The 19,988-nt window shown below is 71.5% G+C and carries 13 protein-coding genes and 5 pseudogenes; 17 read left to right on the top strand and 1 reads right to left on the bottom strand.

Annotated features, from left to right (window positions below):
- Positions 1 to 61 precede the first annotated feature (61 nt).
- Positions 62 to 2,286, bottom strand: a pseudogene (locus CCZ36_RS04280) (elongation factor G-like protein EF-G2).
- 315 nt (positions 2,287 to 2,601) lie between these two features.
- On the opposite strand from CCZ36_RS04280, the gene pgsA reads away from it, so the two are divergent.
- The 17 genes and pseudogenes from pgsA to CCZ36_RS04195 all read left to right on the top strand — a co-directional run bounded on the left by pgsA (position 2,602) and on the right by CCZ36_RS04195 (position 19,942).
- On the top strand, positions 2,602 to 3,285 hold the full coding sequence (gene pgsA / locus CCZ36_RS04275; RefSeq protein ID WP_069737368.1) for a phosphatidylinositol phosphate synthase: 684 nt from the start codon (positions 2,602 to 2,604) through the stop codon (positions 3,283 to 3,285).
- Positions 3,282 to 4,190 (top strand): annotated as a pseudogene (locus CCZ36_RS04270) (phosphatidylinositol mannoside acyltransferase); the annotation flags it as partial. The gene pgsA and the pseudogene CCZ36_RS04270, both read left to right, overlap by 4 nt.
- A 4-nt stretch (positions 4,191 to 4,194) precedes the next feature.
- The gene (locus CCZ36_RS04265; RefSeq protein ID WP_128817052.1) at positions 4,195 to 5,355 is read left to right on the top strand and encodes a glycosyltransferase family 4 protein; all 1,161 of its coding nucleotides are present in this window, start codon (positions 4,195 to 4,197) and stop codon (positions 5,353 to 5,355) included.
- A 106-nt stretch (positions 5,356 to 5,461) separates the two neighbouring features.
- Positions 5,462 to 6,010 carry a hypothetical protein gene (locus CCZ36_RS04260; protein WP_069737365.1) on the top strand — a complete coding sequence of 183 codons (549 nt, stop codon included), beginning with the start codon at positions 5,462 to 5,464 and terminating at the stop codon, positions 6,008 to 6,010.
- Between the two features lie 143 nt (positions 6,011 to 6,153).
- A pseudogene (gene pdxS / locus CCZ36_RS04255) lies at positions 6,154 to 7,073 on the top strand (pyridoxal 5'-phosphate synthase lyase subunit PdxS).
- A 6-nt stretch (positions 7,074 to 7,079) separates the two neighbouring features.
- The gene (gene pdxT / locus CCZ36_RS04250; RefSeq protein WP_069737364.1) at positions 7,080 to 7,673 is read left to right on the top strand and encodes a pyridoxal 5'-phosphate synthase glutaminase subunit PdxT; all 594 of its coding nucleotides are present in this window, start codon (positions 7,080 to 7,082) and stop codon (positions 7,671 to 7,673) included.
- Positions 7,674 to 7,734: 61 nt separating this feature from the next.
- Positions 7,735 to 8,487, top strand: a complete 753-nt coding sequence (locus tag CCZ36_RS04245; protein WP_006123225.1) for a YebC/PmpR family DNA-binding transcriptional regulator — start codon at positions 7,735 to 7,737, stop codon at positions 8,485 to 8,487.
- 153 nt (positions 8,488 to 8,640) lie between these two features.
- Positions 8,641 to 9,243 (top strand): annotated as a pseudogene (gene ruvC, locus CCZ36_RS04240) (crossover junction endodeoxyribonuclease RuvC); the annotation flags it as partial.
- 158 nt (positions 9,244 to 9,401) lie between these two features.
- Positions 9,402 to 10,028, top strand: coding sequence for a Holliday junction branch migration protein RuvA (gene ruvA / locus CCZ36_RS04235; protein WP_032780883.1), 627 nt, complete (start codon positions 9,402 to 9,404; stop codon positions 10,026 to 10,028).
- Between the two features lie 29 nt (positions 10,029 to 10,057).
- Entirely contained in the window at positions 10,058 to 11,143 is a 1,086-nt protein-coding gene (gene ruvB / locus CCZ36_RS04230; protein ID WP_128817050.1) for a Holliday junction branch migration DNA helicase RuvB, read from the top strand.
- 167 nt (positions 11,144 to 11,310) lie between these two features.
- Positions 11,311 to 11,793, top strand: a complete 483-nt coding sequence (yajC, locus tag CCZ36_RS04225; RefSeq protein ID WP_069737362.1) for a preprotein translocase subunit YajC — start codon at positions 11,311 to 11,313, stop codon at positions 11,791 to 11,793.
- A gap of 150 nt (positions 11,794 to 11,943) precedes the next feature.
- Positions 11,944 to 13,722 carry a protein translocase subunit SecD gene (gene secD / locus CCZ36_RS04220; protein ID WP_069737361.1) on the top strand — a complete coding sequence of 593 codons (1,779 nt, stop codon included), beginning with the start codon at positions 11,944 to 11,946 and terminating at the stop codon, positions 13,720 to 13,722.
- Position 13,723: 1 nt separating this feature from the next.
- Positions 13,724 to 14,806, top strand: a complete 1,083-nt coding sequence (secF, locus tag CCZ36_RS04215) for a protein translocase subunit SecF (protein ID WP_069737360.1) — start codon at positions 13,724 to 13,726, stop codon at positions 14,804 to 14,806.
- A 3-nt stretch (positions 14,807 to 14,809) separates the two neighbouring features.
- Positions 14,810 to 15,361, top strand: coding sequence for an adenine phosphoribosyltransferase (locus CCZ36_RS04210; protein ID WP_069737359.1), 552 nt, complete (start codon positions 14,810 to 14,812; stop codon positions 15,359 to 15,361).
- Positions 15,362 to 15,696: 335 nt separating this feature from the next.
- A pseudogene (locus CCZ36_RS04205) lies at positions 15,697 to 18,152 on the top strand (RelA/SpoT family protein).
- A 138-nt stretch (positions 18,153 to 18,290) separates the two neighbouring features.
- Complete coding sequence (locus tag CCZ36_RS04200) at positions 18,291 to 18,743, top strand: carboxymuconolactone decarboxylase family protein (RefSeq protein WP_164873482.1); 453 nt, start codon at positions 18,291 to 18,293, stop codon at positions 18,741 to 18,743.
- Positions 18,740 to 19,942 carry an MFS transporter gene (locus CCZ36_RS04195; RefSeq protein ID WP_128817049.1) on the top strand — a complete coding sequence of 401 codons (1,203 nt, stop codon included), beginning with the start codon at positions 18,740 to 18,742 and terminating at the stop codon, positions 19,940 to 19,942. The genes CCZ36_RS04200 and CCZ36_RS04195 overlap by 4 nt, the downstream gene beginning before the upstream one ends.
- The last annotated feature ends 46 nt before the right edge of the window (positions 19,943 to 19,988 follow it).

The raw sequence follows: 19,988 nt of genomic DNA, 5'->3' as shown, positions 1-19,988 counted from the left end.
ACGCGCCGGGGGCCACTCGATGACCGGGAACAGGGGCGGCCGTCGCCGACCGGGTCGCCGGTCAGGCGCCGGGGGCCCCGTCCGCCGGCTCGGCGCGGACCCGGTCGGCGATCTGCGGCGGCATCGGCTCGTGCCGGGCGTACATGCGGTCGAAGCGGCCGGTGCCGTGCGACAGGGAGCGCAGGTCCACCGCATACCGGCCGACCTCGATCTCCGGCACCTCCGCCCGTACGAGGGTGCGCCCGCCCGCGCTCTGCTCGGTGCCCACGACCCGGCCGCGCCGCCCCGACAGGTCGCTCATCACCGGGCCCACGTAGTCGTCGGGGACCAGGACGCTCACCTCGCAGACCGGCTCCAGGAGCCGGATGCGGGACTCGGCCGCGGCCTCGCGCAGCGCCAGCGCCCGGCGGTCTGGAACGCGGCGTCCGAGGAGTCCACCGAATGCGCCTTCCCGTCCAGCAGCGTGACCCGTACGTCGACCAGCGGGTGCCCGTCGGACAGCCCCTTGGCGGCCTGGGCCCGGACGCCCTTCTCCACCGAGGGGATGAACTGGCGCGGCACCGAACCGCCGACGACCTTGTCGACGAACTCGATGCCGGAGCCCGGCGGCAGCGGCTCCACCTCGATCTCGCAGATCGCGAACTGGCCGTGTCCGCCGGACTGTTTGACGTGCCGTCCGCGCCCGGCGGCCCGGCTCGCGAACGTCTCGCGCAGCGGCACCCGGTGCGGTTCCGCGTCGACCTGGACGCCGTAACGGCTGCGCAGCCGCTCCAGGGCCACCTCCTGGTGGGCCTCGCCCAGGCACCACAGGACGACCTGGCCGGTGTCCGGGTTCTGTTCGAGGCGCAGGGTGGGGTCCTCCGCGACCAGCCGGGCCAGGCCCTGCGACAGTCTGTCCTCGTCCGCCTTGCCGTGCGCCCGTACGGCCAGCGGAAGCAGCGGGTCCGGCGTCGACCAGGGCTCGATCAGGACCGGGTCGCCGGCCGGGGAGAGCGTGTCGCCGGTCTCCGCCTCGCCGAGCCGGGCCACGCACGCCAGATCGCCCGCGACGCACCGGTCCAGCGCGTTCTGCCGGCGGCCGAACGGGGAGGTGAGCGCCCCGACGCGGATCTCCGCCTCGTGGCAGGGGCGCGGGGCGTGCCCCGTGGCGTCCAGGCCGTGGCCGCACAGATGCACCGAGTCGTCGGGGCGCAGGGTGCCGGAGAAGACGCGGACCAGGGAGACGCGGCCCACGTACGGGTCGGAGGACGTCTTGACGACCTCGGCGACCAGCGGGCCGTCGGGGTCGCAGACCGGCGCGGGCCGGGGCCCGCCCGAGGGGGTGGTGACGACGGGCGGGGTGCGTTCCAGCGGGGTCGGGAAACCGCGGGTGATCAGCTCCAGCAGTTCGACGGTGCCGATGCCCTGGCGGGCGCCCTCGGCCGCGGGGGCGGCCGTGAGGACGGGGTGGAAGGAGCCCCGGGCGACGGCGCGTTCCAGATCGGCGGTCAGGGTCGCGATGCCGATGTCCTCGCCGTCGAGGTAGCGGTCCATCAGGGACTCGTCCTCGCTCTCGGCGATGATCCCCTCGATCAGCCGGTCGCGGGCCTGACGCAGTGGTTCCTCCTGGCCGGGCGCGGGCGGGAGCTCGGCGCGTTCGCCGGAGGAGTAGTCCAGGATCCGCCGGCTCAGCAGTCCGGTGAGGCCGGTCAGCGGGGCGTGCCCGTCGGCCGCCTCGGGACCCGGCACGGGCAGGTACAGCGGCAGTACGGCGTCGGGGTCGTCGCCCCCGAAGTTCTCGGCGCAGATCCGGGTCATGTCGTCGAAGGAGGTGCGGGCGGTGTCCAGATGCGTGACGACGATCGCGCGCGGCATGCCGACGAGCGCGCACTCCTCCCAGGCGGCCCGGGTGGTCGCCGCCACCGACTGGGCCTCCTGCGCCGCCGAGACGACGAAGAGGGCCGCGTCCGCCGCGCGCAGACCGGCCCGCAGCTCCCCGACGAAGTCCGCGTAGCCGGGGGTGTCCAGCAGATTGATCTTGCACCCGTCCCAGGCCACCGGAACCAGCGAGAGCTGGACGGAACGCCGGCGGCGCTGCTCGATCTCGTCGTAGTCGGAGACGGTCGCCCCGTCCTCGACCCGGCCGGCCCGGTTCACGGCCCCCGCCGTCAGGGCCAGGGCCTCGACCAGGGTGGTCTTGCCCGATCCGCTGGGGCCGACCAGCACCACGTTCCGTACGGCGGAGGGGTGGCCGGCCGCCGGTGCTCCTCCGGCGGCTCCGGGGTGTGCGTGTGCCTTGTCGCCCATGGTGCGTGCCTCCCGGTCGATGGCGCGGTGCGGGGGAGGGCGACCGCGCGCGAGCAGCGGTGGTCACGGGGTGGGGAGGCCGCCGCGGCGGTCTCGGCGACGCCCGCGGTCCTTCGAGCTTGGCACCGTGGCGGGACCTCGTCCACAGCTCGCGCACGGGCGGCCGCCTCCGTGGATCGCGCCCCGGGCGCGGCGGGGCCGGGGCGGGTGACACCCGGCGGCGGGTGCCCGTCCGGTGGAAGGGACCGGCCGTGACTACGATGGGCCAGCCGGTGGCCGAAGGGCCGCCCGGCGAACCGAACCCTCGGGAAGGCCATGCTGAACAAGTACGCGCGTGCATTCTTCACGCGTGTCCTCACACCGTTCGCCGCTCTGCTGCTCCGCCTCGGGGTCAGCCCCGACGCGGTCACTCTCATCGGCACGGCCGGAGTGATGGCAGGTGCGCTGGTCTTTTTCCCGATGGGGGAGTTCTTCTGGGGCACGATCGTCATCACGATCTTCGTCTTCTCCGACCTCGTCGACGGCAACATGGCGCGGCAGGCCGGGATCTCCAGCCGGTGGGGCGCGTTCCTCGACTCGACACTGGACCGGGTCGCCGACGGGGCGATCTTCGCCGGCTTCGCCCTCTGGTACGCGGGCAGCGGTGACGACAACATCCTCTGCGCCGTCGCGATCTTCTGCCTGGCCAGCGGCCAGGTGGTCTCGTACACCAAGGCGCGCGGCGAGTCGATCGGGCTGCCGGTCGCGGTCAACGGCCTGGTGGAGCGCGCCGAGCGCCTGGTGATCTCGCTGGTCGCCGCCGGTCTCGCCGGACTGCACAAGTTCGGCGTGCCCGGCATCGACGTCCTGCTCCCGATCGCGCTGTGGATCGTCGCCGTCGGCAGCCTCGTGACGCTGGTCCAGCGCGTGGTGACCGTACGTCGTGAGTCGGCGGAGGCGGACGCCGCCGAGGCCGCCGCCTCGGGGCCCGCGGGCCGAGGGAGCGAGGCCGACCGGTGACCGCTTCCGACCTGAGGGGCCGGCTCACCGACGGGCTGTACGGACTGGGCTGGAGCGCGGTCAAGACGCTGCCCGAGCCCGCCGCCGCCCGGCTCTTCCGCACCATCGCCGACCAGACGTGGAAGCGGCGCGGCAAGAGCGTGCTGCGCCTGGAGTCCAATCTGGCACGGGTCGCCCCCGACGCCGGACCGGAGCGGCTGGCCGAGCTGTCGCGGGCCGGGATGCGCTCCTACATGCGCTACTGGATGGAGTCGTTCCGGCTGCCGACGTGGAGCCCGGAGCGGATCAGGGAGGGCATCGACGTCCAGGACGCCCACCTGCTGACCGAGGGCCTGGACGCCGGGAAGGGCGTGATCCTCGCCCTGCCCCACCTGGGCAACTGGGACCACGCGGGCGCCTGGGTCACCACCCACCTCAAGGTCCCCTTCACCACCGTCGCCGAACGGCTGGAGCCCGCCACCCTCTACGACCGCTTCGTCGCCTACCGCGAGGGCCTCGGCATGGAGGTCCTGCCGCACAGCGGCGGGGCCGCCTTCGGGACCCTGGCCCGGCGGCTGCGCGCGGGCGGCCTGGTCTGCCTGGTCGCGGACCGGGACCTGTCCGCCTCCGGCGTCGAGGTGTCGTTCTTCGGCGCCACCGCCCGGATGCCCGCGGGCCCGGCGCTGCTCGCCCAGCAGACCGGCGCTCTCCTGCTGCCGGTCACCCTCTGGTACGACGGCACGCCGGTGATGGGCGCCCGCGTCCACCCGGCGGTCGAGGTGCCCGAGGAGGGCACCCGTATCGAGAAGGCGTCCGCGATGACGCAAGCGCTGGCCGACGCCTTCGCCGGCGGGATCGCCGAGCATCCGGAGGACTGGCACATGCTCCAGCGGCTCTGGCTGGACGACCTGGACCCCGGGGGGGACCGCAGTGAAGATCGGCATCGTCTGCCCGTACTCCTGGGACGTACCGGGCGGCGTGCAGTTCCACATCCGGGACCTCGCCGAACACCTGATCCGGCTCGGCCACGAGGTCTCCGTGCTGGCCCCCGCCGACGACGAGACCCCGCTGCCTCCGTACGTGGTCTCGGCGGGCCGGGCCGTCCCGGTCCCGTACAACGGCTCCGTCGCCCGGCTGAACTTCGGCTTCCTGTCGGCGGCCCGGGTGCGGCGCTGGCTGCACGACGGCACGTTCGACGTGATCCACATCCACGAGCCGACCTCCCCGTCGCTGGGCCTGCTGGCCTGCTGGGCGGCGCAGGGTCCGATCGTGGCCACCTTCCACACCTCCAACCCGCGCTCCCGGGCGATGATCGCCGCGTACCCGATCCTCCAGCCCGCGCTGGAGAAGATCAGCGCCCGGATCGCGGTCAGCGAGTACGCGCGGCGCACCCTGGTCGAGCACCTCGGCGGGGACGCCGTCGTCATCCCCAACGGCGTCGACGTCGGCTTCTTCGCCCAGGCCGAGCCGAAGGCCGAGTGGCAGGGCCAGACGCTCGGCTTCATCGGCCGCATCGACGAACCCCGCAAGGGCCTGCCCGTCCTGATGAAGGCGCTGCCCGCGATCCTCGCCGCCCGCCCCGAGGCACGGCTGCTGGTCGCCGGGCGGGGCGACGAGGAGGAGGCGGTGGCCACGCTGCCGAAGGAGCTGCGCGAACGCGTCGAGTTCCTCGGCATGGTCAGCGACGAGGACAAGGCCCGGCTGCTGCGCAGCGTCGATGTGTACGTGGCCCCGAACACCGGCGGCGAGAGCTTCGGCATCATCCTGGTCGAAGCGCTGTCGGCCGGTGCGCCGGTCCTCGCGAGCGACCTGGACGCCTTCGCCCAGGTGCTGGACCAGGGCGCGGCGGGCGACCTGTTCGCCAACGAGGACGCCGACGCGCTGGCCGAGGCCGCGATCCGGCTGCTGGGCAACCCGGAGCGCCGGAAGGGGCTGCGGGAGCGCGGCGAGGCCCACGTACGGCGCTTCGACTGGGCGACGGTGGGGGCCGACATCCTCGCGGTGTACGAGACGGTGACCGACGGGGCCGCGTCGGTCGCGGCGGACGAACGCTCCGGGCTGCGGGCCCGGTTCGGGCTCGCGCGGGACTGAGCGCCGGGGGCTCGCGGTCGGCGGCGGCGTGGACCGGGCGCCGGTACGCGGTCGCGGTGGCCTCCTGTTGAAGCGGGGGCCGCCGACGACGGTAGCGTGTGGGCCCGTGACCGTAACCCTCATCGTCTGGATCGTCCTCGCCCTGATCGCGATCGGCGTGTACCTCAGCTGGACCGCCGGCCGGCTCGACCGCCTGCACTCCCGGATCGACGCCGCCCGCGCCGCCCTCGACGCCCAACTGCTGCGCCGCGCCTCGGTCACCCAGGAGCTGGCCACTTCCGGCGTCCTGGACCCGGCCGCCTCGATCGTCCTGTACGAGGCCGCGCACGCCGCCCGGCAGGCCGAGGAGGACCATCGCGAGGTCGCCGAGAGCGAGCTGAGCGCCGCGCTGCGCGCCGTCTTCGGAGAACCGGCCCAGGTCGACGCGGTGAAGGAGATCCCCGGCGGCGTCGAGGCGGCCACCGAACTGGCCGCCGCCGTACGCCGCGTGCCCATGGCCCGCCGCTTCCACAACGACGCCGTGCGCGCCGCCCGCGCCCTGCGCCGGCACCGCACCGTCCGGCTCCTCCGGCTGGCCGGGCACGCGCCGTTCCCGCTCGCCTTCGAGATGGACGACGCCCCGCCGGTGGCCCTGGCGGACCGCCCGGGCACCTGACGGCCTCCGAGCCGGAGAGCGGTCGGGAGAGCGATCCCAGGCCAAAACGATCCACGGCCTGTTCATTGGCCCTTGCTGTGGCCTGGCCGCACAGCGTTTGCTCGGCGGTGCAGTATCCAGCGTCTTTCACCGAGTGAGGTCCCGTGTCCACGCTTCCCAGCACCCCGCAGTCCGCCGAGTCCCCCGCCACCGGCACCGCCCGCGTCAAGCGCGGCATGGCCGAGCAGCTCAAGGGCGGCGTGATCATGGACGTCGTCGACGCCGAGCAGGCGAAGATCGCCGAGGACGCGGGCGCCGTGGCCGTCATGGCCCTGGAGCGGGTCCCCGCCGACATCCGCAAGGACGGCGGCGTGGCCCGTATGTCCGACCCCAACATGATCGAGGAGATCATCGGGGCCGTCTCCATCCCGGTCATGGCCAAGTCCCGCATCGGTCACTTCGTCGAGGCCCAGGTCCTCCAGTCCCTCGGTGTCGACTACATCGACGAGTCCGAGGTCCTCACCCCGGCCGACGAGGTCAACCACAGCGACAAGTTCGCCTTCACCACCCCTTCGTCTGCGGCGCCACCAACCTGGGCGAGGCCCTGCGCCGTATCGCCGAGGGCGCGGCCATGATCCGCTCGAAGGGCGAGGCCGGCACCGGCAACGTCGTCGAGGCCGTCCGCCACCTGCGCCAGATCAAGAACGAGATCGCGCGGCTGCGCGGCTTCGACAACAACGAGCTGTACGCCGCCGCCAAGGACCTCCGCGCCCCCTACGAGCTGGTCAAGGAGGTCGCCGAGCTCGGCAAGCTGCCCGTCGTGCTGTTCTCCGCCGGTGGTGTGGCCACTCCGGCCGACGCCGCGCTCATGCGCCAGCTCGGCGCCGAGGGCGTCTTCGTCGGTTCCGGCATCTTCAAGTCCGGCGACCCGGCCAAGCGCGCCGCCGCCATCGTGAAGGCCACCACCTTCTACGACGACCCGAAGGTCATCGCGGACGCCTCCCGCAACCTGGGCGAGGCCATGGTCGGCATCAACTGCGACACCCTGCCCGAGTCCGAGCGCTACGCCAACCGCGGCTGGTAACCACTGATGAGTGACACCCCTGTGATCGGCGTCCTGGCGCTCCAGGGCGACGTACGGGAGCACCTGATCGCCCTGGCCTCGGCGGACGCCCTGGCCAGGCCGGTCCGGCGTCCCGAGGAGCTGGCGGAGGTCGACGGCCTGGTCATCCCCGGTGGCGAGTCGACCACCATGTCCAAGCTGGCGGTCCTCTTCGGCATGATGGAGCCGCTGCGCGAGCGGGTCCGGGCCGGGATGCCGGTCTACGGCACCTGCGCCGGGATGATCCTGCTGGCCGAGAAGATCCTCGACCCGCGCTCCGGCCAGGAAACCGTCGGCGGCATCGACATGATCGTGCGGCGCAACGCCTTCGGCCGGCAGAACGAGTCCTTCGAGGCCGCGGTCGAGGTCGCCGGGATCGACGGCGGCCCCGTGGAGGGCGTGTTCATCCGCGCCCCCTGGGTGGAGTCCGTCGGGGCCGGGGCCGAGGTCATCGCCGAGCACGGCGGCCACATCGTGGCCGTACGCCAGCGGAATGTCCTCGCCACGTCGTTCCATCCCGAACTGACCGGCGACCATCGCGTGCACGCTCTGTTCGTGGACATGGTGCGCGCAGTGAAGTGAGCGGACCCCGGTAGGATCTCTCGGGTTCGACTCGATTTTGGTGACGCGAAGGAGAAGGCAGATGTCCGGCCACTCTAAATGGGCTACGACGAAGCACAAGAAGGCCGTGATTGACGCCAAGCGCGGCAAGCTCTTCGCGAAGCTGATCAAGAACATCGAGGTCGCGGCCCGCTCCGGCGGCGTCGACCCCGATGGCAACCCGACACTCGTCGACGCCATCCAGAAGGCGAAGAAGAGTTCCGTCCCGAACAAGAACATCGATTCCGCCGTCAAGCGCGGCGGCGGTCTCGAAGCGGGCGGTACCGACTACGAGACGATCATGTACGAGGGTTACGGCCCGAACGGTGTCGCGGTGCTCATCGAGTGCCTCACCGACAACCGCAACCGTGCCGCCTCCGACGTACGTGTCGCGATGACCCGGAACGGCGGCTCGATGGCCGACCCGGGCTCCGTCTCGTACCTGTTCAACCGCAAGGGCGTCGTGATCGTGCCCAAGGGCGAACTGACCGAGGACGACGTCCTCGGCGCGGTCCTCGACGCGGGCGCCGAGGAGGTCAACGACCTCGGCGAGACCTTCGAGGTGGTAAGCGAGGCCACCGACATGGTCGCGGTGCGCACCGCCCTCCAGGAGGCGGGCATCGACTACGACTCCGCCGAGGCCAACTTCCTGCCGACCATGCAGGTCGAGCTGGACGAAGAGGGCGCCCGCAAGATCTTCAAGCTCATCGACGCGCTGGAGGACAGCGACGACGTGCAGAACGTCTTCGCCAACTTCGACGTGTCCGACGAGGTCATGGAGAAGGTCGACGCCTGAGGCGCGGCCGGCACAGCACGGTACGACGGGCCGACGGGGACACCCCGTCGGCCCGTCGTCATGTGGTTGCGAGGCTTTGTCAGTGCGAGCCGATAGCCTGCGGGAACAGATGAACGAGTGGGCGTCGCGAGCGGCGAGGATCAGGGGGGCTCCATGCGGGTTCTGGGCGTTGACCCGGGGCTGACCCGGTGCGGTGTCGGCGTGGTCGAGGGGGTCGCGGGCCGTCGGCTGACCATGCTCGGCGTCGGCGTCGTGCGCACCCCCACCGACGCCGAGCTGGGTGATCGGCTCGTCGCCGTCGAGCGGGGCATCGAGGCCTGGCTCGACGAGTACTCCCCGGGTTATGTGGCGGTGGAGCGGGTCTTCGCCCAGCACAACGTCCGTACGGTGATGGGCACCGCCCAGGCCAGCGCGATCGCCATGCTCTGTGCCGCCCGCCGCGGCATCCCGGTCGCCCTGCACACGCCCAGCGAGGTCAAGGCGGCCGTCACCGGCTCGGGCCGTGCGGAGAAGGCCCAGGTCGGGGCCATGGTGACCCGGCTGCTCCGGCTGGACGCCCCGCCCAAGCCCGCCGACGCCGCCGACGCCCTGGCCCTCGCCATCTGCCACATCTGGCGGGCCCCCGCGCAGAACCGGCTCCAGCAGGCGGTGACGGCCCACCGCACGCCGACCGCCTCTCGCCGCCAGGCCACACCGGGCATCTCCCGCACCCCCGGCGCGTCCGCCACGCCCCGTACGCCTGACGCGTCCGCCACGCCCCGTCGTTCGGCAGGCCCGACCGGAGCCTCCCGCACGTCCGGCACCGCCCCCGGCGCGTCCGGTACCTCCGGCATCGCCCCTGCGCCCGGCGCGTCCGCCGCACCCCGTACCTCCGGCGCGTCCCGCGCCCCGCGCACGCTGAAAGGCTGCTCCGCATGATCGCCTTCGTCTCCGGCCCGGTGGCCGCCCTCGCCCCGACCACGGCCGTCATCGAGGTCGGCGGCATCGGCATGGCCGTCCAGTGCACCCCGCACACCCTCGCCGACCTGCGCGTCGGCAAGGAGGCCCGGCTCGCCACCTCCCTCGTCGTCCGGGAGGACTCCCTCACGCTGTACGGCTTCCGAGACGACGACGAGCGGCAGGTGTTCGAGCTGCTCCAGACCGCCAGCGGAGTCGGCCCCCGGCTCGCCCAGGCCATGCTCGCCACCCACAGCCCCGACGCCCTGCGCCTCGCGGTCTCCACCGGCGACGAGAAGGCGCTGACCGCCGTCTCCGGCATCGGCAAGAAGGGCGCCCAGAAGCTGCTGCTGGAGCTCAAGGACCGGCTCGGCGAACCCGTCGGCGCGCACATCGGCCAGCAGGGCATCGGCACCCCCGTCACTGCCGGGTGGCGCGACCAGCTCCAGGCCGCCCTGATCGGCCTCGGCTACGCGAGCCGCGAGGCCGACGAGGCCGTCAACGCCGTCGCCCCGCAGGCCGAGGCCGCCGCCGCCGAGGGCACCGCACCCCCCGTGCCCCAGCTCCTGCGGGCCGCCCTGCAGACTCTCAACCGCGCACGCTGACCGGCACCGAACCACCGAAGAGGCCCTTGATGAACTGGGACGAGACCGGACCCGAGACCGACGAGCCCACCGGCCCGGTCTTCGACGACCGGCTGGTCGACGCGGACGCCGACGGCGAGGACACCGCGGTCGAGGCGGCGCTGCGCCCCAAGGACCTGGACGAGTTCGTCGGCCAGGAGAAGGTCCGCGAACAGCTCGACCTGGTCCTCAAGGCGGCCCGCGCCCGCGGCGCCACCGCCGACCATGTGCTGCTCTCGGGCGCCCCCGGCCTCGGCAAGACCACCCTCTCGATGATCATCGCGGCCGAGATGAACGCCCCGATCCGCATCACGTCGGGCCCCGCCATCCAGCACGCCGGCGACCTCGCGGCGATCCTCTCCTCCCTCCAGGAGGGCGAGGTCCTCTTCCTCGACGAGATCCACCGCATGTCCCGGCCCGCCGAGGAGATGCTCTACATGGCCATGGAGGACTTCCGGGTCGACGTCATCGTCGGCAAGGGCCCCGGGGCCACCGCGATCCCGCTGGAGCTGCCCCCCTTCACCCTGGTCGGGGCCACCACGCGGGCCGGGCTGCTGCCGCCCCCGCTGCGCGACCGCTTCGGTTTCACCGGCCACATGGAGTTCTACGCCCCCGCCGAGCTGGAGCGCGTCATCCACCGCTCCGCCCGGCTGCTGGACGTCGGCATCGACGTGGAGGGCGCCGCCGAGATCGCCGGACGCTCCCGGGGCACCCCCCGTATCGCCAACCGGCTGCTCCGCCGTGTCCGCGACTACGCCCAGGTCAAGGCGGAGGGGGCGATCGACCGGGAGATCGCCGCGGCAGCCCTCAAGGTGTACGAGGTCGACGCCCGCGGACTCGACCGGCTGGACCGCGCCGTCCTCGGCGCCCTGCTGAAGCTGTTCGGCGGTGGCCCCGTGGGCCTGTCCACCCTGGCGGTCGCCGTGGGGGAGGAGCGCGAGACCGTCGAGGAGGTCGCCGAGCCCTTCCTCGTACGGGAAGGACTGCTGGCCAGGACCCCGCGTGGCCGGGTCGCCACGCCCGCGGCCTGGGCCCACCTGGGACTGGTCCCGCCGCAGCACGGAGCAAAGGGACAACAGGGCCTCTTCGGGGCGTGATACGTCACAGGTTCGCCCGGACCGGAACCTGGGTGCCATGCTGGGCGTTGTTCCATCGATGCGGACTCATCTAGACTCCGCCGATGCCGCCCTAACCGGTCGGTGTACCCACCCCCGTATATAGAGGCCGCATTCCAGTCGCGGTCGTGCGAAGGAATTCCCGTCCCGTGGATCTCATCACTCTCCTCCCCTTCATCGTGCTCATCGGGGCCATGTTCCTGATGACCCGCTCCGCCAAGAAGAAGCAGGCGGCGGCCGCCCAGATGCGCAACGACATGCAGCCCGGTACCGGCGTCCGCACGATCGGGGGCATGTACGCGACCGTGAAGGAAGTCCACGACGACACCGTGCTCCTCGAGGTCGCCCCCGGCGTGCACGCGGTCTACGCGAAGAACGCCATCGGCGCCGTTCTCGACGACGCGGAGTACAACCGCATCGTCCACGGCGACGACCAGGAGCTCGACGCCGAGAGCACCGTCGTTCCCGACGACGCCTCCTCGCTGACCGGTGACACCGACGCCGAGGTCGCCAAGATCGACCTGGGCAAGGACGACGCGGCCGACGACGCCGAGACCGAGGACGCCACGGCCAAGGACGCCAAGGACGCCAAGGGCGAGGGCAAGACCGACGGCGACGCCGACTCCAAGTAGTTCTCACGATCCCGGGGACGTCGCGCGCCCACCGGCGCGGGGCGTCCCCGAGACCGTGCGGTCGTCTGCGGGGGCAGGGTCCCCACTACACTTCGTGGCCGCTCGGGCGCGTACCCGGCGCGGGGCGGTTGGACAGGGAGAAACGAGAAGGTGGCAGCACCCAAGAAGGGCCGAGGGCCGTCCAGCGGTCAGGGCAGGCCGGGGCGTGCCCTGGCGCTGATCCTCATCGTCATGGTCGCGCTCGCCGGAGGGATGTTCCTGTCCGGGCACACCACACCCCGGCTGGGCATCGACCTGGCCGGCGGGACGTCGATCACGCTGGAAGCGCAGAACCAGCCCGGCAAGCCGAACGCGATCAACCCCACCAACATGGACACCGCGGTCGGGATCATCGAGCGGCGGGTCAACGGTCTGGGCGTCTCCGAGGCCGAGGTCCAGACCCAGGGCAACAAGAACATCATCGTCAACATCCCCAAGGGGACGAACTCCAAGCAGGCCCAGGAGCAGGTCGGTACCACCGCCCAGCTCTACTTCCGGCCTGTGTTGACGGTACAGGCGAGCGGCCCCGAGACGCCCACGCCCTCCGGCTCCGCCACCCCCTCGGCCTCCGCCACCCCGAAGCCCGGTGAGTCCGCCCAGGGCGAGGACGAGGGCAAGCCCCAGGGTGAGGAGGCCACCGGCTCGGAGGCCACCCCCTCGGCGAGCGCCACCACCCAGGGCCGCGCGGTCACCGGCGCCCTGAAGAAGGACGACCCGACCCCCGGCGCCTCCGACAAGCCGAAGGCGTCCGAATCCCCCGAGGCGTCGCCCTCCGCGGACCCGGCCACGGCCAAGCTCCAGGAGGAGTTCGCCAAGCTCGACTGCACCGACCCCAAGCAGCGGACCGAGGCGGGCAAGAACGCCAAGGCCACCGACACGATCGTCGCCTGCGGTTCGAACGTCCCGGGCAGCTACGAGAAGTACATCCTCGGTCCCGCCGAGGTCTCCGGCGGCGACGTCGACGACGCCAAGGGCGCCATCGACCAGCAGACCGGCGAGTGGATCGTGTCGATGGAGTTCACCTCCAAGGGCGCGAAGAAGTTCCAGACGATCACCAGTCGGCTCTCGCAGCAGCAGCCGCCGATGAACCAGTTCGCGATCGTCCTCGACGGCGAGGTCGTCTCCGCCCCGTCGGTGCGCACGGCGCTCAGCAAGAACGCCCAGATCTCCGGCAGCTTCACCCAGCAGTCGGCCGAGGACCTCGGCAACATCCTGTCCTACGGCGCCCTCCCGCTGACCTTCAAGGAGGTCAGCGTCACCACGGTGACCGCCGCGCTCGGCAGCGAGCAGCTCCAGGCGGGCCTGATCGCCGGCGCGATCGGTCTGGCGCTGGTCATCATCTACCTGGTCGTCTACTACCGAGGTCTCGCGTTCATCGCGCTGCTGAGCCTTCTGGTCTCCGGCGTCCTGACCTACACGATCATGTCCTTGCTGGGCCCGGCCATCGGCTTCGCGCTGAACCTCCCCGCGGTCTGCGGCGCCATCGTCGCCATCGGCATCACAGCGGACTCCTTCATCGTCTACTTCGAACGCGTCAGGGACGAGATCCGCGAAGGACGCACGCTGCGACCGGCCATCGAGCGCGCCTGGCCGCGCGCCCGCCGCACCATCCTGGTCTCCGACTTCGTGTCGTTCCTGGCCGCCGCGGTGCTCTTCATCGTCACCGTCGGCAAGGTGCAGGGCTTTGCCTTCACGCTCGGCCTCACCACGCTGCTCGACGTCGTCGTGGTGTTCCTCTTCACCAAGCCCCTGATGACGCTCATGGGCCGGACGAAGTTCTTCTCCCAGGGCGGCCCGTGGTCCGGGCTGGACCCGAAGCGGCTCGGCGCCCAGCCGCCGCTGCGCCGCTCGCGCCGTGTCAACGCCCCCACCGAACCGAAGGAGGCGTGAGATGTCGCGACTCGGCAATCTCGGCGCCCGGCTCTACCGCGGCGAGGTCGGCTACGACTTCATCCGCAACCGCAAGATCTGGTACGGCGTCTCGATCCTGATCACCATCACCGCCATCATCGGCGTGGCGGTCGGCGGCCTCCGCATGGGCATCGAGTTCCAGGGCGGCGCGGTCTTCACGACCGACACCAAGGCCCAGATCTCCACCGCCCAGGCCACCGACGTGGCGACCGAGGCCTCCGGCCACCAGGCCATCGTCCAGGAGCTCGGCAACGGCGGTCTGCGTATCCAGATCACCGAGGTCGACACCGCCAAGGCCAACGAGATCAAGGAGACCCTCTCCGACGAGCTCGGCATCCCCGCCAACGACATCAACGCGGACCTGGTCGGCCCCAGCTGGGGTGAGCAGATCGCCAACAAGGCGTGGACCGGCCTCGGGGTCTTCATGGTCCTGGTGGTGATCTATCTGGCCATCGCCTTCGAGTGGCGGATGGCCGTCGCCGCCCTCATCGCGCTGATCCACGACATCACCATCACGGTCGGCGTCTACGCCCTGGTCGGCTTCGAGGTCACCCCGGGCACGGTGATCGGTCTGCTGACCATTCTCGGTTACTCCCTGTATGACACGGTGGTCGTCTTCGACAGCCTCAAGGAGGGCCAGAAGGACATCACCAAGCAGACCCGTTTCACGTACAGCGAGATCGCCAACCGGTCGATCAACAGCACCCTGGTCCGCTCCATCAACACCACCGTGGTGGCGCTGCTGCCGGTGGCCGGTCTGCTGTTCATCGGCGGCGGCGTCCTCGGCGCCGGCATGCTGAACGACATCTCGCTGTCGCTGTTCGTCGGTCTGGCCGCCGGTGCCTACTCCTCGATCTTCATCGCCACGCCGCTCGTCGCCGACCTCAAGGAACGCGACCCGCAGATGAAGGCGCTGAAGAAGCGGGTCCTGGCCAAGCGGGCCGCCGCGGGTGCCAAGGGGGAGTCCCCCGACGACGGCCCCGAGGACCGGGGCTACGACGCCGAGACGGCGGGCACGGCGATCGGCCGCCCCCGGTCGCACCGCACCCCCGGGAAGCGCTGAGCGATGACGAGCACCACCGAATCCATCAGGGAGCTGCTGCTCAGCCGGATCCGCGATGTCGCGGACTATCCGAAGCCGGGCGTGGTGTTCAAGGACATCACCCCGCTGCTGGCGGACCCGGTCGCCTTCACGGCGCTCACCGACACCCTCGCGGAGCTGTGCGTACGGCACGGAGCCACGAAGATCGTCGGCCTGGAGGCGCGCGGCTTCATCCTGGCCGCGCCCGTCGCGGTCCGGTCGGGCATCGGCTTCGTCCCGGTCCGCAAGGCCGGAAAGCTCCCCGGAGCCACGCTGAGCCAGACCTACGAGCTGGAGTACGGCAGCGCGGAGATCGAGATCCACGCCGAGGACCTCGACGCCGATGACCGGGTCATGGTCATCGACGACGTCCTCGCCACCGGCGGCACCGCCGAGGCCTCCCTGGACCTCATCCGGCGGGCCGGCGCCCGGGTCGCGGGCGTCGCGGTCCTCATGGAGCTCGGCTTCCTCGCGGGCCGCGCCCGCCTGGAGCCGGGCCTCGCGGGCGCCCCGCTGGAGGCCCTGATCACGGTCTGAACAACGGACCGCCGTCCGGCGACGGACATCGAGCACACCAGGATGGGCACCCGGGAGCACCGGGTGCCCATCCCTCGTTGTGCAGGCTCCCACCGTCCCCGGGCGAGGTCCCGCCGGGGGATCGATACCATGGGCTCTCCGGGTACCCCGGATCCGCACGAGGAGCGCTCTTGCCAGACGAGGCCCAGTCAGCCGCCGCCCCGCAGCCCGACAAGCCCGTGGCGGCCCCCGCCACGCCCGAGAAGGCCGCGCCCTCGAACGCGCCGGAGCCCGCGCCCGCCGAGCGGGCCGCCGATCCCGCGCGCCCCCGGACCGCGAAGCCCGCCACTCCTCCCGTGAAACCCGCGGCCCCCGAGGCCCCGCCGGAACCGGCCGGGACGACGGGCCCCGCGCAGCCTCCGGTCAGGAAGCCGGCCCCCGCCGCGCCCAAGCCCCCGCCCCCGGGGCCCCCCGCGAAGGCCGGGGCCGCCACCGGCTCCGCCTCCCGCTCCGGCGGCTCCTCCAACCGGGTGCGGGCCCGCCTCGCCCGGCTGGGCGTACAGCGCTCCAGCCCGTACAACCCCGTCCTGGAACCCCTGCTGCGTACGGTCCGGGGCAACGACCCCAAGATCGAGACGGCCACGCTCCGCCAGATCGAGAAGGCCTACCAGGTCGCGGAGCGCTGGCACCGAGGCCAGAAGCGCAAGAGCGGCGACCCCTACATCACCCACCCGCTCGCCGTCACCACGATCCTCGCCGAGCTCGGCATGGACCCGGCGACGCTGATGGCGGGTCTGCTCCACGACACGGTCGAGGACACCGAGTACGGCCTGGACACCCTCAAGCGGGACTTCGGCGACCAGGTGGCCCTGCTCGTCGACGGTGTCACCAAACTGGACAAGGTCAAGTTCGGCGAGGCCGCCCAGGCCGAGACCGTACGCAAGATGGTCGTCGCCATGGCCAAGGACCCCGGGTCCTCGTCATCAAGCTCGCCGACCGCCTGCACAACATGCGCACCATGCGCTATCTCAAGCGGGAGAAGCAGGAGAAGAAGGCCCGCGAGACCCTGGAGATCTACGCCCCGCTGGCGCACCGGCTGGGCATGAACACCATCAAGTGGGAGCTGGAGGACCTCGCCTTCGCGATCCTCTACCCCAAGATGTACGACGAGATCGTCCGTCTCGTCGCCGAGCGGGCCCCCAAGCGCGACGAATACCTCGCCATAGTGACCGACGAGGTCCAGTCCGACCTGCGCGCCGCCCGCATCAAGGCCACCGTCACCGGCCGCCCCAAGCACTACTACAGCGTCTACCAGAAGATGATCGTGCGAGGCCGTGACTTCGCCGAGATCTACGACCTGGTGGGCATCCGCGTCCTCGTCGACACCGTCCGCGACTGCTACGCGGCGCTCGGCACCGTCCACGCCCGGTGGAACCCGGTGCCCGGACGGTTCAAGGACTACATCGCGATGCCGAAGTTCAACATGTACCAGTCACTGCACACCACGGTGATCGGTCCCAGCGGCAAGCCCGTCGAGCTCCAGATCCGTACGTTCGACATGCACCGCCGCGCCGAGTACGGCATCGCCGCCCACTGGAAGTACAAGCAGGAAGCCGTCGCGGGCGCCTCCAAGGTCCGTACCGACGTCCCCAAGAACACCGGGCGCGGCCAGGACACGGTGAACGACATGGCGTGGCTGCGCCAGCTCCTGGACTGGCAGAAGGAGACCGAGGACCCCGGCGAGTTCCTGGAGTCCCTGCGCTTCGACCTCTCGCGCAACGAGGTCTTCGTCTTCACGCCGAAGGGCGACGTGATAGCGCTGCCCGCCGGCGCGACCCCCGTCGACTTCGCGTACGCCGTCCACACCGAGGTCGGCCACCGGACCATAGGAGCACGCGTCAACGGGCGGCTCGTCCCGCTCGAATCGACGCTCGACAACGGCGACCTGGTCGAGGTCTTCACCTCCAAGGCGGCCGGCGCCGGGCCCTCCCGGGACTGGCTCGGCTTCGTCAAGTCGCCGCGCGCCCGCAACAAGATCCGCGCCTGGTTCTCCAAGGAGCGCCGCGACGAGGCCATCGAGCAGGGCAAGGACGCCATCGCGCGGGCCATGCGCAAGCAGAACCTGCCGATCCAGCGCATTCTGACCGGCGACTCCCTGGTCACCCTCGCCCACGAGATGCGCTACCCCGACATCTCCTCGCTGTACGCGGCGATCGGCGAGGGCCATGTCGCGGCGGCGGGTGTCGTCCAGAAGCTGGTGCAGGCGCTCGGCGGCCACGACGAGGCCAACGAGGACATCGCCGAGTCCACCCCGCCCTCGCACGGCGGGCGCAGCAAGCGCCGCGCCAACGCGGACCCCGGCGTCGTCGTCAAGGGCGTCGAGGACGTCTGGGTCAAGCTCGCGCGCTGCTGCACGCCCGTCCCCGGCGACCCGATCATCGGCTTCGTCACCCGGGGCAGCGGCGTCTCCGTGCACCGCGCGGACTGCGTCAACGTGGAATCGCTCTCGCAGCAGCCCGAGAGGATCCTCGACGTCGAGTGGGCGCCCACCCAGTCCTCCGTCTTCCTGGTCGCCATCCAGGTCGAGGCGCTGGACCGCTCCCGACTGCTCTCCGACGTCACCCGGATCCTCTCCGACCAGCACGTCAACATCCTGTCGGCGGCCGTCCAGACGTCCCGCGACCGGGTGGCCACCTCACGCTTCACCTTCGAGATGGGCGACCCCAAGCACCTGGGCCACGTCCTGAAGGCCGTACGCGGCGTGGAGGGCGTCTACGACGTCTACCGGGTCACGTCGGCCCGCAGGCCGTAAGCCACGGTCATCGGCCCGCAGGCCTGAGGTCATGGGCCGTAGGCGCGGTCAGGGAGGGGCATGGGCGAGGGATTGACCCATGATTCTGCCCTGAGAATGCACCCCGTTCCGGGTCGCTTCCGCGCCTACGGTCCTTCCATGACCACTTTCCAGGTGCCTCAGCGCATGAACTTCTCCGCCGTCTCTCCCAAGGTCTTCAAGGCTGTCCTCGCCCTCGACGCCGCCTCCCGCGAAGGTCTCGACCCCGTCCTGCTGGAACTGGTGCAGATCCGCGCCTCGCAGATCAACCGGTGCGCCTACTGCATCGACTACCACACCGGGGACGCCCGCAAGGCCGGAGAGTCGGAGGAGCGGATCTACCAGCTCTCCGCATGGGAGGAGTCGAGCCTGTTCACCGAGAGGGAGCGGGCCGCCCTCGCCCTGACCGAAGCGGTCACCCTCCTGCCCGAGGGCGTGCCGGACGCGGTGTACGAGGAAGCCGAACGGCACTTCGAGGAGAAGGAGCTCGCCCAGCTCATCGCCCTCATCTTCACCGTCAACGCGTGGAACCGGATGAACGTCACCACGCGCAAGACACCCGGTACCCCGTGACCACCGTCGAGACCGGGACGACCGAGGCCACCGGTCGCTCACCCGTCAGGGGCTGGCTCGCCGTCATGGCGGTGACCCTGGGCATCTTCTCCCTGATGACCTCCGAGCTGCTCCCCGTGGGGCTGCTCACCCCCGTCGGCCAGGCCCTCGACATCTCCGAGGGGACCGCCGGGCTCATGGTGACGGTGCCCGGTCTGGTCGCCGCGGTCTCGGCGCCCCTGGTCACCGTGGCGACCGGGCACATCGACCGCCGTGTCGTCCTGGTGGTCCTGATCGGGCTGATGGGCGCGGCCAATCTGGCCTCCGCCTTCGCCACCAGCTTCACGGTGGTCCTCGTCGCCCGGTTCCTGATCGGTCTCAGCGTCGGCGGCTTCTGGTCCATCGCCGGAGGCATCGCCCTGCGGCTGGTGCCGGCCAGGCATGTCGCCCGGGCCACCGCCGTGATCTTCGGCGGGGTGGAGACCGCGTCCGTCCTGGGGGTGCCCAGCGGAACGCTCATCGGCGATCTCAGCGGATGGCGCACCGCGTTCGCCGCCGTGGGCATCCTCGGGCTCGTCTCCCTGGCCTGCATGCTCTTCTTCATGCCCAGGGTCCCGGCCGGGCGGACCGTCACCTTCTCGGCCCTGCCACAGGTCTTCAGGGGCAACGCCGGCGTCCGGGTGGGGATCGCCCTCACCTTCCTGGTCATCACCGGCCACTTCCTCGCCTACACGTTCGTCCGGCCGATCCTCCAGGGCGACGGTGTGACCGACGGCTCGATCAGCGTGCTGCTGCTGACGTTCGGAGTCGCCGGGATCTGCGGCAACTTCATCGCCGGAGCCCTCGTCACCCACCACCTCCGGCGCTGCGTCATGGGTATCTCGGCGGTCCTCACGGCGGCCATGGCCGTCCTCGCGCTCACCGACGCCGGGGCCTTCCCGGCCGGGGCGATCCTGGTGCTGTGGGGGCTGGGCTACGGTGCGGTGCCGGTCACCTTCCAGACCTGGATACTCGACTCCGCACCGGACGCCACCGAGGCGGCGACCTCGCTGTACGTCTCGGCGTTCAACCTGTCCATCGCGCTGGGCGCGTTCCTCGGCGGCTTCGCCGTCGACGGCATCGGCACCACGAGCGTGCTGTGGGTCGGCGCGGCGCTGACCGTACTGGCCTTGTTCGTGGTGGGCGGCGCCCGCCGCACGGTGGAACACCCCGCCCCCTGACCTCGAACACGGGAAGGGCCCCGGTACGCAACGCGCCGCAACGCGT

The sequence above is a fragment of the Streptomyces sp. S063 genome (assembly GCF_002832675.1).
GTDB lineage: Bacteria > Actinomycetota > Actinomycetes > Streptomycetales > Streptomycetaceae > Streptomyces > Streptomyces sindenensis.
The sequence above is the reverse complement of the archived record's forward strand: the minus strand, read 5'-3'. Positions and strand labels throughout refer to the sequence as shown.